Below are 12,336 nucleotides of genomic sequence, written 5' to 3'. Positions count from 1 at the left end.
GGGGACCCCATGCGCATCCATGTGAACCGCCGCACCACGACCCGCGCGACCGCCCTCTGCGCCGCGCTGCTGCTGGCGGGCACCGCCGTCCCGGCCGTGGCCACGGCCGCCGCCCCCACCCCCGGCGCCGGCTCCCCGGTCTCCGCGGCCGGCGGGCAGCAGCGGCAGGACCACGGACGGGGGACGCTGGTGTCGGCCGAACGGCTCTACCGCCTGGCCGGACCGGAGGACGTCGCCGCCGAGCTGACCTCCGCCGGTTTCGAAGCTGGAACCGCCCGCTACGGCGTGGACGCCTACCGGCTGGTCTACCGCACGGTCGACGCCCAGGGACGGCCCACCACCGCCAGCGGGCTGCTGGTCCTCCCGCGCGGTGCCGACGGCAGGCTGCGCCCGGTGTCGTTCGCCCATGGCACCGGCGTCCACAAGAGTGACGCCCCCTCGATGCAGCGGCGCGACTTCCTGACCGGCCCGCCCGTGACCTACGCCTCCGCCGGGTTCGCCGCGGTGGCCCCCGACTACCTCGGCATGGGCACCGGCCCCGGCCTCCACCCCTGGATGGACGTCCCGTCGGAGACCACCGCCTCCCTGGACATGCTCCGTGCCGCCCGCGCCTTCGCCCCGCGCACCGGCCACACCCTGGACCGCGAGGTGGCGGTCACCGGCTTCTCGCAGGGCGCGTCGGCCGCGCTCGGCCTCGCCCGCTCCCTCCGGGCGGGGGAGGACCGCTGGTTCCGGCTGGGCGCGCTGGCCCCGGTCAGCGGGGCGTACGACTTCGGCGGCAGCGAGCTGCGGGCGCTGCTCGACGGCAGGCTGGAACCCAAGTCGAGCGTCATCTACGCGGCGTACACCCTGGTCGCCTTCAACCGGCTGCACCGGGTGTACGACAGCCCCGGCCAGGTGTTCCGGGCGCCCTACGCGAAGACCGTCGAGGCGCTGTTCGACGGAGCCCACACCGGGCGGCAGCTCATGGAGGGCACCCCGGACACCCTCGACAAGCTGCTGACCCCGCACGGCCGCCGGATCCTCGACCAGCCCACCGGGGGGATGGCCGCCGCGCTGCGCACCACCGACGGCGTCTGCACCGACTGGGCGCCGCGGGTGCCGACCCGGCTCTACCTGGCGCGGGGCGACGAGCAGGCCACGGTGGAGAACACCGCGGTCTGCCACGCCGCCCTGCGCCGTCAGGGAGTGGACGCGCCCGTCATCGACCTCGGGGCCGTCGACTACGAGCACTCCCGCCATCTGGGCTCCAACGTCGCCGCGACCGCCGACATCGTCCGCTGGCTCCGCACCCTGCGGTAGCCGTGCCGGGGTGAACGGGAACCGCCGAGGTCCTCACGGCTACAGCCCGTGGACATGCGGGCCGACCGCCTTGGACCAGGCGTTCCCGTTCGCCGCGTCCCAGTTGGTGGACCAGGTCATCGCCCCCCGGATCCCCGGGTAGGTGCGGGAGGGCTTGAAGCTCCCGCAGCCCGTGCCCTTGGCCAGGCAGTCCAGCGCGGCGTTGACCACGCCGGGCTCCACATAGCCCGAGCCCGCGCCGCGCGAGGAGGCGGGGACGCCCAGGCCGACCTGCGAGGGGTCGAGTCCGTTCTCCACCTGGATACAGGCGAGGGCGGTGAGGAAGTCGACCGAGCCCTGGGAGTACACCTTGCCGTCGCAGCCCAGCATCGAACCGCTGTTGTAGTACTGCATGTTGACCACCGTCAGGAAGTCCTTGATCCCCAGGGCGGTCTTGAAGTAGGCGTTGGACGGCGACTGCATGTCGATCGTCTGGGGCGCCATCGTGACCACCACGTCGCTCTTCTTGTCGTGGACCGCCCGGAGCGCCTTCGTCATATAGGTGGCGTCGAGCCCGTTCTCCAGGTCGATGTCGACGCCGTCGAAGCCGTACTCGTCCATCAGCCCGGTGATCGAGGAGGCGAAGGCGTTCGCCGAGGCGTCGTCGTTGACCGACACGGTGCCGTTCTGCCCGCCGACGGAGACGATGACCGACTTCCCGGCCGCCTGCTTGGCCTTGATGTCGTCCTTGAACTGCTGCTCGCTGCTGTAGCCGACGGCCGGGTCGAGGTGGAAGTCCACGGCGCCGGGCGTACCCGTGGCGTCGGCGAAGGCGACCGCGATGATGTCGTAGTCGCCGGGCACGTCGGCGAGTTTCTGCACGGTCGCGCCGTTGTTGAAGTTCTGCCAGTAGCCGGTGACGGCGTGGGCGGGGACGGCCGCGGCGGAGTGCGTCTCGGACGCGCCCGCCGTACCGGCCGCCATCAGCCCGCCGGCGCCGAGGGCGGCCGCCGCGGCCGCGGTGAGCAGTCTTTTCCCGAACCTTGCGCGTATCACGACAGCCTCCGTACGTGGGGGAAGGGGGGAGGTAATGCGAGTGCGCGTCCAGGGGCCCCTGAGGCGTGCCGTACAAAATGGTTCAGACCAATGGGGTTGTCAAGGGGAAGCGCCGTCCGCCACCGGACCGGGTGGCCGTAACTCAGAGGAACTGTTCTCTGACGCGGCATTCGTGGATAAAGTGACGATGCACCAGGACCGGCAGTAACGACCTGCGGCCGCGGCCGCTCGGTGCCGATGTGAGACGGGGTAGCCGACGTGCCCACCGCGATAGCAGTCACCGGCCGCGAGCTGGTGCTTCCGCCGCCCGACGGGCAGACCCCGTCGGCCGTTGTGCTCCGCCCGCCGCGGGAGCAGCCGCTCGACCACGCGCTCGCCGAGGTCGCCGCGCTGCTGGACCGGCAGGGCCATCTGGTGGTGCTCTATCCCGCCGCGACCCCGCCGCCCGTGGTCCGCCGACTGCACACCCTGCGCGCCGTGCTGGAGAGCGACCGGATGGCGCTCGTCCCCGTCGAACTCCCGCCGCTGGCCGTCGCCGTGCTCGCCCGTCAGCTGCGCCAGCTCTCGCTGTCCGACTTCAGCCCCGGGGTGCTCGCCTGCTCCGCCCGGCTGCTCGCCCACTACATCCACGCCGGTGCGCTGCTCGGCAGCGTCGCCCGGCTGGACCGGGTGCCGGTCGGGCTCACCTCGCACGTCAGGTCCTGGCTGCCGGGGACCCATTTCGCGGTGCTCGCCCATCCGACCCCGCGGCTGGTGAAGGCCGGTGGTGACGGGGTGCTGCCCGCCCCCTCGTACAGCACCCGGATGACCGTTGCCCCCGGACAGCTCAACAGCCATGGCCACCGGGACGGTTCGGTGGCCGGGCGGGAGGACTGGGTCACCGGGGCGCTCGCCCCCGCCTGGGGCATCCGGGACGTGGAACTGGTCGAGCCGTCCTCCGATGCCGCCCGCTGGTGGGGCACCCCCAAGCTGATCGAGTTCGCGGCGGCCATCCCGGACCTGTCCGTCCTCTACCAGCTCGTGGCGTCCGTCCGCAGAGAGGAGTGCCACTGGTGCGGCTTCGAACTCATCGGGGACCGCTGTGCGTTCTGCTCCGCGCCGGTGACGCGCGGAGATGACATCCCCGCCCTGATCCCGACCCACCGACCCGCACTGACCAGCCGGTAACGTCCCCGCGTCCCCGCAGTCCCGCGTCCCCGAACGAGGTTGTCCGTCCCATGAATTCACGCCAGCGCCGCGGAGTCGTACTGCTGCTCCTGTCGGTCCTGTGCGCCGCCGGCGCGTTCGCCGGGGTGCTCTCCGTCATCGACGACGTGGAGTCCAAGGTCGGGCCCGAGACCACCGCCTACAAGCTCACCTCGGACATCCCCGCCTATGAGGCGCTGGACGCGGGGAAGTTCGAGAAGGTCTCGATGCCGGAGCGGTGGGTGCCGTCCACCGCCGTCACCGACCTCGACGACATCCGCGGCAAGATAGCCGTGACGCCGCTGCGCAAGGGGTCGCTGCTCCAGGACGACATGATCGTGAACCGCCCCGCGCTCAAGGCCGGACAGCAGGAGATCGCCATCATGATCGACGCGGCGACGGGCGTCGCGGGCAAGATCAATCCCGGTGCGAAAGTGAACATCTACGCGACCTTCGAGGGCAAGGGGCAGGGCGACGAACCGGTCTCCAAGCTCATCGTCGAGGGCGCCCGGGTCATCGACGTCGGCAAGCTCACCGCCCTGGAGCCGGACCAGGACGACGAACGGCGCATCGACAAGGCCGTACCGATCACCTTCGCGCTCGACACCAAGAACGCGCAGCGGGTCGCGTACGCCGAGTCCTTCGCCTCGCATGTGCGGCTCGCGCTGGTCGCCCCCGCCGGGGACGGCCCGGTATCCCCCGGGGACCGCACCTACACCCTCGACGGCGACAAATGAGTAATGAGTGAGGAGGTGCCGCGGTGACGATCAGGATTCTGCCGGCCGTCGGTGACCCCGACGCCGCCCGCTCCCTCGACGGGCTGCTCGGCCAGCTGCCCGGTGTGGAGCCGTCGGCGCCCGTGGGCGACTCGACCCAACTGCTCGACACCCTCGCCGCACTGGCCGCCGCCTCCCTGGAGGAGCTGCCGGAGGTTGTCCTCGTCCATGAACGCATCGCCCCGGCGCCCGCGCTGGAGGTGATCCGGGAGGTCGCGCTCCGCTTCCCCGCGGTGGGGGTGGTGCTGGTGACGGCGGACGCCGGGCCCGCGCTGTACTCGGCCGCCATGGACGCCGGGGCGCGCGGGATCGCCGGAATACCGTTGTCCTACGACGAGTTGGCGGCCCGGGTGCACGGTGCCGCTCAGTGGGCCACCGGGGTACGGCGTCACCTGGGCGGCGGCGGGGACACCCTCACCACCGGCCCGGGCGGACGGCTGGTCGCGGTGACGGGCGCCAAGGGCGGTGTCGGCACGACCGTGACCGCCGTGCAGCTCGCGCTCGCCGCGCGGGCCGCGGGCCGTACGGTCGCCCTCGTCGACCTGGACCTCCAGTCCGGTGACGTCGCCTCGTACCTCGACGTCCAGTTCCGCCGTTCCATCGCCGATCTGGCGCAGATCACCGACATCTCCCCACGGGTGCTCCAGGACGCGGTCTTCACCCACCAGACCGGTCTGGGGCTGCTGCTGGCGCCCGGTGAGGGCGAACGCGGCGAGGAGGTGACCGACCGCACCGCCCGGCAGGTCGTCGGCGCGCTGCGGTCGCGGTTCGAGCTGGTGGTCGTGGACTGCGGCACCCAGATGACCTCGGCGGGCGCGGCCGTCGTCGAAACCGCCGATATCGCGCTGCTGGTCACCACCCCGGACGTGGTCGCGGTCCGCGCCGCCAAGCGCATGGTGCGGCTGTGGGACCGGCTCCAGGTCCGCAAGGCGGAGGAGACGGTCACCGTCGTCAACCGCCACACCCGGCAGGCCGAGATCCAGCCGCAGCTGGTCGCGCGCGCCACGGGAACGACGGTGGCCCGTACGGCGATCCCGGCCGGGTTCAAGGAGCTCCAGCCCGCCGTGGACTCCGGCCGGATGCAGGACCTGGACGCCAAGTCGGCCGTCAAACAGGCGCTGTGGGGGCTGGCCGGGGAACTCGGCCTGGTCGACGCGGCGTCCGCGGGCGCCGCCGGTGGTGGTGGCGGAGGCGCCGGTGGCCGCCGCGCGGCGCACCGGGGCGGCCACGCCGCCGCATCCGGCGAGCGGACCCTGCCGGGGCTGCGGCGGCGCCGTGCCATAGGAGCGGGCGGCACGGGTGGCTCCAGGGGGGCGGAGGGGGGCACCGGCCCGGAGGCGCTGAACGAGGTCCCGCCGTCCTCCACCGGCTCCTTCCTCCGCAAGCGCGGTGGTGACCGCGGCCAGGTCACGGTCGAATTCCTCGGCGTCCTCCCGCTGGCCCTCATCGTGCTCGCGGTGATCTGGCAGTTCGTCCTCATCGGCTACACCTACTCGCTGGCGGGCAACTCCGCGGACAAGGGCGCCCGCGCGGGCGCAGCGGACGGCGGTGGCCCGGCCGCCTGCCAGTCGGCGGCCCGGAAGGACATCCCGAGCGCCTGGCGGGGCAGCTCCTCCATCTCCTGCGGAGCCGGTGCCGACGGGGTCTTCAACGCCACGGTCCGTCTGAAGGTCCCGGTCCTCTTCCCCGGCGCCGCCGACTTCCCCTGGACGGTCACCGGCACGGCGGGCGCGACCGACGAATCGGACCTGGCGGGCGGAGATGAGTAACCGCATGCGGCCCAGCCGACGACGCCCCGCGCCCGCACCCGTTGCCCCGCCCCGCGCCATGGCGCGCCCCCGCCCCGGCGGCCCCGCGGCCTCCGCCGAGAGGGCCGACGGCCCGGCCGTCACCGCCCCACGGCGGGGGCGCGACCAGGGTTCCGCCTCGATCGAGTTCCTCGGGTTTCTTCCGGTGCTGCTCATCGTCGCGCTGGCCGCCGTGCAGTTGGGGCTGGCCGCGTACACCGTGCAGCAGACCGGGACCGCGGCGCGGGCGGCGGCGCGGACCGCTTCGCTGGACGAGCCGCGGACCAGTCCGGCCGCCGCCGGGCAGGCGGCGATGAGCGGCTGGCTGGCCGACGGGGCGGACGTCAGCAGCGGTGGCTGCGGGGGCGGACAGGCCCGGGCCACCGTCACCGTGGAGATCCCCTCGGTGATCCCCGGGTTCGACTTCGGCAGTGCCAGGAGGAGCGCCACGATGCCCTGCGACGACGGTTCGGACGACATCGGCGGAGCCGGGGCCGGGGGAGAGGGCCGATGAGCCTGCGGGCCCGTATCACCGCGCCCGACCGGCCCGGTGAGGAAAAGGGACGCCAGGACGGACATCTCGTCTCCGTCTACCGCGCCAAACTGCTCGAGGAGATCGACCTCGCGGAGATGTCCTCGCTTGCCGCCGCCGAGCGCCGCTCCCGGCTGGAGCGGGTGCTCGGGCACATCATCAGCCGCGAGGGCCCCGTGCTGTCCACCAGTGAACGGGCCCAGCTGATCCGGCGGGTGGTGGACGAGGCGCTCGGCCTCGGGGTGCTCGAACCGCTCCTGGAGGACGCCTCCATCACCGAGATCATGGTCAACGGACCGGACCAGATCTTCGTCGAGCGCGCGGGCAGAGTGGAGCAGGTGCCCGTCCGGTTCGCCTCCGAAGAGCAGCTGATGCAGACCATCGAGCGGATCGTCTCCACCGTCAACCGCCGGGTGGACGAGTCGAATCCGATGGTCGACGCCCGGCTGCCGTCCGGGGAGCGGGTCAACGTGATCATCCCGCCGCTCTCCCTCACCGGCGCGACCCTCACCATCCGCCGCTTCCCCCGCGCGTACACCCTGCACCAGCTGATCGGCATGGGCACACTGGACGAGCAGATGCTGCTCCTGCTGTCCGCGCTGGTGCGGGCCAAGTGCAATGTGGTGGTCTCCGGGCCGACCGGCTCCGGGAAGACCACGCTGCTCAACGCGCTCTCCGGGCTGATCCCGGAGGGCGAGCGCATCATCACCGTCGAGGACGCCGCCGAGCTCCAGCTCCAGCAGGCACATGTCATCCGGCTGGAGTCCCGGCCGCCGAACGTCGAGGGCAAGGGCCGGATCACCATCCGCGATCTGGTCCGCAACTCCCTGCGGATGCGCCCCGACCGGATCATCGTCGGCGAGGTGCGCGGCGGCGAGACCCTCGACATGCTCCAGGCCATGTCCACCGGTCACGACGGCTCGCTCGCCACCGTCCACGCCAACAGCGCCGAGGACGCGCTGATGCGGCTCCAGACCCTGGCCTCGATGTCGGACGTGGCCATTCCGTACGAGGCGCTGCGCGACCAGATCAACAGCGCCGTGGACTGTATCGTCCAGCTGGTCCGGCACGCCGACGGATCACGGCGGATCAGCGAGATCGCGCTGCTCGACAGCCACGGCCACGAGGAGTACCGCATCGCCACCGTCTGCCGGTTCGACGCCGAACCGATGGCCGCGGACCGGGTGGTGCACGGCCGGTTCGGCTACTTCCCGCTGCCGGAGCGGATCGCCGAGCGGCTGCGGATGGCGAACGAGTCGGTGCCGCCCGCGTTCGGGGTGGCCGCCTTCCCGGCCCAGCTGACCACCCGCGGCGCCGTGTTCGACCGGTCCGCGTACGACCCGAGGGAACGGAGGTAGCCGGGCATGGACCGTCTGGCGACGGTGGCGCTCGGCGCGACGCTGATGTGCGGCGCGCTGGCGGTCGCGGGACTGCACGCCTACGCCCGCGGCAAGGAGCAGCAGCGCGCCCTGATCGACCGGCTGTCGGACGCCGGCCCGGTGGCGGCGCCCGGCCGGTCGCGCCGCTTCGCCCGGATCGACCGGCGGCTGCGTACGACCTCGGCGGGACAGAAACTGGAGCTGCGGCTCGCGGCGACCGGTCTGGAGCTGACGCCCGGGGAGTTCACGGTCTACACGGCCGCCGCTGCGGCCGGGCTGTGGGTGATCGCGGCATCCCTCCTGGCGTCGTTCTTCGGGCCGATAGCGGCGGTGATCGCGGTCTGGGCCGCCTTCGCCTTCCTCGACTGGCAGCGCCAGAAGCGCATCGAGCGCTTCATCAACCAACTGCCCGAGCTGTCCCGGATCCTGGCCAACGCCACCCAGGCCGGGCTGGCCCTGCGCACCGCGCTGGCGATGGCGGCGGACGAGATGGAGGCCCCGGCGGGCGAGGAGCTGGCCAAGGTCGCCGCCAAGCTGGCCGTCGGCCATTCGATCGACGACGCGCTGGAGGAGCTGGCGCGGCGGCTGCCGTCCCGGGAGCTGGTGGTGCTGGTCACCACCCTGGTGCTGTCCAACCGGGCGGGCGGGACCGTGGTCACCTCGCTGCGCAATCTCACCCAGACGCTGGAGGAGCGGAAGGAGACACGGCGCGAGGTCCGCACCCAGCTCTCCCAGGTGACCGTCACCGCCTATGTCGTCCCGCTCATGGGCATCGGGACGCTGCTGCTGATGAACAGGATCTCGGCGGGTTCGCTGGACCGGATGACCTCCTCCTTCTGGGGCCAGGCCGCGGTGGTCGTGGCCTTCGTCCTGTACGGGATCGGCTTCTTCCTCATCCGCCGTATGTCGAAGATCGACGTCTGAGGGGCGGGAGGCATGGCAATCGCACTGCTGCTGGCGCTGGCGGCCGGGCTCTCGGTGGCGGGCATCGCCTACGGCGTCGCGCTGTACCGCAGCGAGGCCAAACTGCCCGCCGATCTGGCGGTGGCCCTGGAGGTCGGCGCGACGCGCACCACCGTCGTCGGCTCGGCCGTCGACCGGCTGGGGATGCGCTACGCCCCGCTGGTGCTACGGCTGATGGGCGACAAGCGGGTGGCCCGGGTGCGCCGCCGGATCGATCTGGCGGGCAACCCGGGCGGGCTGACGGTCGACCGCTACGCGGCCCGGCGGGCGGTCTACGGCGGGCTCGGCTTCGGCGGCGCGCTGGTGATGCTGATGAAGGGACAGATCCTGCTGGCGCTGCTGCTGGTGGCGTTCGGCCTGTTCTGGATCGAGGTCGGCATCTGGGCGGCGGTACGCGAGCGCAGGGACGCGATCGAGCGCACGCTGCCGGACTTCCTGGACGTCCTGGCGGTCGTGGTGAGCGCGGGGCTGAGCTTCCGTCAGGCGCTGGACCGGGTCGCGGAGAAGTACGAGGGCCCCTGGGCGGATGAACTCCGCATCACACTTCGGCAAATGGATATGGGGGTCAGCCGCCGCCAGGCCTTCGAGGAACTGCGCAAACGCAATGACTCCGAGCAGGTCGCGCAATTCGTCACGGCGCTTCAGCAGGGGGAGGAACTGGGCGCTCCGATCGTCGAGACACTGATCGCCATCGCGAACGACATGCGCCGTACGGACGCCCAGAACGCCCGTCGGCGCGCGGCCCGCGCGGTGCCGAAGGCCACCGTGGTCATCACCACCTTCATGGTGCCGGGGACGATGGTGCTGCTCGTGGCCGGGTTCTTCATCGGCTCCGGCACGGATTTCGGCTCGGTCACCGGGGACTGACCTCGCAATTCAACCATTGCCCTTCGCGGTTGCAATTGGGTGTGGGACAGTCGTCGGGTGACGGCTCCCGGGGCCGGGAGGGGGTGAGGCAAATGAGCCGTGGCGGCAGTGGCGTGCGGGCGCGAATCGAACGCGGGGCATCGGGAAGGCAACGGAGCGTGAGGCACTGTTCCCAAGGCGGTGTTTCGGCGTACTTTGCTCCTGTCGCCAGCGACGCCACGGGGGTTGAGTCGCCGGACCAGAGTGGGACGGCAACCCATGGAGGGGAACACGATGGGGAAGCGCGTTGTGGGGAACGACCGGGGGCAGACCTCGATCGAATACCTGGGAATCATCGCCGTGGTGGTGGCCATCGTCCTGGTCCTGTCGACCACGGACTTCGGCAGCATGATCGCGAATGCGATCTCCGACAAGATCGCTCAGGTCGTCGGCATCTGACCCGCCCCGTGACAGCCCGCAGAGACCTCGGAAGTGACGCGGGGCAGGCTTTTCCCATCTACATCACCGCGGTGGCGGGCCTGCTCTTCCTGGCGCTCGCCCTCTTCGCGGTCGGCCAGGCCGGTGCGACCCGCAACGGCGGACAGACCGCCGCCGACGCGGCGGCGCTCGCCGCGGGCCAGGACTACCGCGACCAGCTGCGCAAGGCTTTTCTGAAGGCGATCACGGACGGCAGTGCCTGGGACGATCTGCTGAACGGCCGGGGGCTCGGCGTCGGGGACGCATGTGAGCAGGCCGGGTGGTTCGCGGGGAAGAACGACGCGGAGGTCACCGGCTGTACCCCGGGCTATCTGCCCACCTCCTTCACGGTCACGGTCAGGACGCGCGAGCCGGTGGGCGATACCGTCATCCCCGGTACCGAGAGCCAGCACGCCAAGGCCAGGGCCAAGGCGGTGGTCACCCCGCGCTGCGCCGTGTCGCCGACTCCCAGCCCCACGCCCGCTCCCACGACCGAGCCGCCCGCCGACGACGAGGGCGGGAACGACGACGGCGGCACGGGTGACGACGAGGGCGGCGAGGACAACAAGCCCGCCGTCGACCTCCGCTGCGACGGTGAGGACCTGACGATCGACCCGGCCCACCCCGATCTCTTCCCCGACGCCAAAGACCTGTTCTCCGTGCACCTTGCCGATTGACGAGTGAAACCACGAGTAGCCGAGTGAAGGACAGCGAGCGATGAGCATGCGGCACACGACGAAGGCCCGGAGGGGGGCTGCCGCGGCGGCGCTCGCCGCGGGCTTGGCCCTCGCCGTGGCCGGATGCGGAAGCGGCGACGACGGCGACGGGAAGAAGCCGGACGACGGCTCCTCCCCGAAGTCCACCGCGGCCAAGGACGACGAGCGTGACCAGGAGCCCGCGGCGGACTCGTCGAAGTCCATCGGCGAGATGAAGGGCCCGAAGGACATCGTCATCACCCTGCACTCCGCGGTGCGGGACGGCGGCGGCTTCGTCACGGTGAGCGGGACGGTGACCAACCACGGGAACATGCTGTTCACCCCCGTCGACTGGCGCTCCACCGAAGCGGAGCTGGCCAAGTCCCGCTCGTCCCTCTCCGGTGCCTCCCTCGTGGACCAGGCGGGCAAGAAGCGCTACCTGGTGCTCCGGGACACCGATGGCCAGTGTCTGTGCACCACCGGACTCTCCGGTATCAAGCCCAACGAGAGCCGCCCGGTGTTCGCGCAGTTCCCCGCCCCGCCCAAGGACGTCAAGGAAGTCGACTTCCAGATCCCCACGATGCCGTCCGTCAGCATCGAGCTCTCGGGATGAGCCCCGCCATGACGCACCGTCCGTCCCGGCACGCCGTCGCGCGTTGCGGCCCCGTCCTCGCCGTACTGACCTGTACCGCGCTGTGGGTCACCGCCGCCCCGGTCCCCGCGGCCCGTGCCGACTCCGGCCCCGGCGCGCCCGCGGACACCACACCACCGGTCAGGATCGACGCCAAGGACTCCGATCTGCGGATGCCCGAGGGGGCCAAGCTGGCGCCCGGCCGGGTGCTGGACATCAAGTCGGTGGTGGAGACGGACGACGGCGACGAGCGGCGCGAGGACACCAACGCCAAGGTGAAGTTCGCCCTCCAGGCCGAGGTGCTCTTCGGCAAGGACAGCGCCAAGCTGGGCGGCGCGGCCACCGCCAGGATCAGGGAGATCGCCGGGGAGATCGAGAAGCAGAAGGCGAAGACCGTCCGGGTCTTCGGCTTCACCGACAACCTCGGCTCCTCGGCCCATGGCGACCAGCTGTCGAAGAAGCGGGCCAACGCGGTGCAGCGCAAGCTCTCCGAGAACCTCGACGCCTCCGTCAACTACGAGATCCGCGGCTACGGCGAGCAGTACCCGATCGCGGACAACTCCTCCGAGGAGGGCCGCCGGAAGAACCGCCGGGTCGAGGTCAGCTTCCCCCGTACGGGCTGACCGGCGGCCGGGCCATCGACCCGCCCCGGCGGCGGGCCCCGGCCGTACCGCATGATGGGTGCGTCCATCACCGCCCCCGGGGGTCCGCCGCCGCCCGTGCGCAGT

Annotated in this window: 13 protein-coding genes; 12 read left to right on the top strand and 1 reads right to left on the bottom strand. The window is 71.8% G+C overall.

Going from position 1 to position 12,336, the window contains the following annotated elements:
- Nucleotides 1-9 precede the first annotated feature (9 nt).
- The gene (locus HUT19_RS14565; protein WP_176180901.1) at nucleotides 10-1,302 is read left to right on the top strand and encodes a S9 family peptidase; all 1,293 of its coding nucleotides are present in this window, start codon (nucleotides 10-12) and stop codon (nucleotides 1,300-1,302) included.
- Nucleotides 1,303-1,341: 39 nt separating this feature from the next.
- Here the strand turns inward: HUT19_RS14565 and HUT19_RS14560 are convergent, their stop codons facing one another.
- Complete coding sequence (locus HUT19_RS14560; protein ID WP_368661694.1) at nucleotides 1,342-2,337, bottom strand: chitinase; 996 nt, start codon at nucleotides 2,335-2,337, stop codon at nucleotides 1,342-1,344.
- Nucleotides 2,338-2,595: 258 nt separating this feature from the next.
- On the opposite strand from HUT19_RS14560, the gene HUT19_RS14555 reads away from it, so the two are divergent.
- From HUT19_RS14555 to HUT19_RS14505, 11 genes are all read left to right on the top strand, one after another.
- Nucleotides 2,596-3,504, top strand: a complete 909-nt coding sequence (locus tag HUT19_RS14555; RefSeq protein WP_176180900.1) for a hypothetical protein — start codon at nucleotides 2,596-2,598, stop codon at nucleotides 3,502-3,504.
- 50 nt (nucleotides 3,505-3,554) lie between these two features.
- Nucleotides 3,555-4,259, top strand: a complete 705-nt coding sequence (cpaB, locus tag HUT19_RS14550; protein ID WP_176180899.1) for a Flp pilus assembly protein CpaB — start codon at nucleotides 3,555-3,557, stop codon at nucleotides 4,257-4,259.
- A gap of 23 nt (nucleotides 4,260-4,282) precedes the next feature.
- The gene (locus HUT19_RS14545; protein WP_176180898.1) at nucleotides 4,283-6,067 is read left to right on the top strand and encodes a P-loop NTPase; all 1,785 of its coding nucleotides are present in this window, start codon (nucleotides 4,283-4,285) and stop codon (nucleotides 6,065-6,067) included.
- Between the two features lie 160 nt (nucleotides 6,068-6,227).
- The gene (locus HUT19_RS14540; protein WP_254886166.1) at nucleotides 6,228-6,599 is read left to right on the top strand and encodes a TadE/TadG family type IV pilus assembly protein; all 372 of its coding nucleotides are present in this window, start codon (nucleotides 6,228-6,230) and stop codon (nucleotides 6,597-6,599) included.
- Nucleotides 6,596-7,975 (top strand): CpaF family protein, encoded by a 1,380-nt coding sequence (locus HUT19_RS14535; RefSeq protein ID WP_176180897.1) that lies wholly within the window; start codon nucleotides 6,596-6,598, stop codon nucleotides 7,973-7,975. Before HUT19_RS14540 ends, HUT19_RS14535 begins: the two co-directional genes overlap by 4 nt.
- Before the next feature lie 6 nt (nucleotides 7,976-7,981).
- Nucleotides 7,982-8,920 carry a type II secretion system F family protein gene (locus tag HUT19_RS14530; protein WP_176180896.1) on the top strand — a complete coding sequence of 313 codons (939 nt, stop codon included), beginning with the start codon at nucleotides 7,982-7,984 and terminating at the stop codon, nucleotides 8,918-8,920.
- 12 nt (nucleotides 8,921-8,932) lie between these two features.
- Nucleotides 8,933-9,826: a DUF5936 domain-containing protein gene (locus HUT19_RS14525; protein WP_176180895.1), complete on the top strand. Its 894-nt coding sequence runs from the start codon at nucleotides 8,933-8,935 to the stop codon at nucleotides 9,824-9,826.
- A gap of 273 nt (nucleotides 9,827-10,099) precedes the next feature.
- Nucleotides 10,100-10,264 carry a hypothetical protein gene (locus tag HUT19_RS14520; RefSeq protein ID WP_176180894.1) on the top strand — a complete coding sequence of 55 codons (165 nt, stop codon included), beginning with the start codon at nucleotides 10,100-10,102 and terminating at the stop codon, nucleotides 10,262-10,264.
- A gap of 8 nt (nucleotides 10,265-10,272) precedes the next feature.
- Entirely contained in the window at nucleotides 10,273-10,959 is a 687-nt protein-coding gene (locus tag HUT19_RS14515; protein ID WP_176180893.1) for a pilus assembly protein TadG-related protein, read from the top strand.
- 40 nt (nucleotides 10,960-10,999) lie between these two features.
- The gene (locus HUT19_RS14510) at nucleotides 11,000-11,590 is read left to right on the top strand and encodes a hypothetical protein (RefSeq protein ID WP_176180892.1); all 591 of its coding nucleotides are present in this window, start codon (nucleotides 11,000-11,002) and stop codon (nucleotides 11,588-11,590) included.
- Between the two features lie 8 nt (nucleotides 11,591-11,598).
- Nucleotides 11,599-12,231, top strand: coding sequence for an OmpA family protein (locus tag HUT19_RS14505; RefSeq protein WP_254885570.1), 633 nt, complete (start codon nucleotides 11,599-11,601; stop codon nucleotides 12,229-12,231).
- The last annotated feature ends 105 nt before the right edge of the window (nucleotides 12,232-12,336 follow it).

The sequence above is a fragment of the Streptomyces sp. NA02950 genome (genome assembly GCF_013364155.1).
GTDB lineage: Bacteria > Actinomycetota > Actinomycetes > Streptomycetales > Streptomycetaceae > Streptomyces.
The sequence above is the reverse complement of the archived record's forward strand: the minus strand, read 5'-3'. Positions and strand labels throughout refer to the sequence as shown.

Coding starts and splice junctions, on each gene's coding strand:
- HUT19_RS14525 (WP_176180895.1), top strand. CDS start 8,933: ATGGCAATCGCACTGCTGCTGGCGCTGGCGGCCGGGCTCTCGGTGGCG.
- HUT19_RS14565 (WP_176180901.1), top strand. CDS start 10: ATGCGCATCCATGTGAACCGCCGCACCACGACCCGCGCGACCGCCCTC.
- HUT19_RS14520 (WP_176180894.1), top strand. CDS start 10,100: ATGGGGAAGCGCGTTGTGGGGAACGACCGGGGGCAGACCTCGATCGAA.
- HUT19_RS14510 (WP_176180892.1), top strand. CDS start 11,000: ATGAGCATGCGGCACACGACGAAGGCCCGGAGGGGGGCTGCCGCGGCG.
- HUT19_RS14505 (WP_254885570.1), top strand. CDS start 11,599: ATGACGCACCGTCCGTCCCGGCACGCCGTCGCGCGTTGCGGCCCCGTC.
- HUT19_RS14530 (WP_176180896.1), top strand. CDS start 7,982: ATGGACCGTCTGGCGACGGTGGCGCTCGGCGCGACGCTGATGTGCGGC.
- cpaB (WP_176180899.1), top strand. CDS start 3,555: ATGAATTCACGCCAGCGCCGCGGAGTCGTACTGCTGCTCCTGTCGGTC.
- HUT19_RS14535 (WP_176180897.1), top strand. CDS start 6,596: ATGAGCCTGCGGGCCCGTATCACCGCGCCCGACCGGCCCGGTGAGGAA.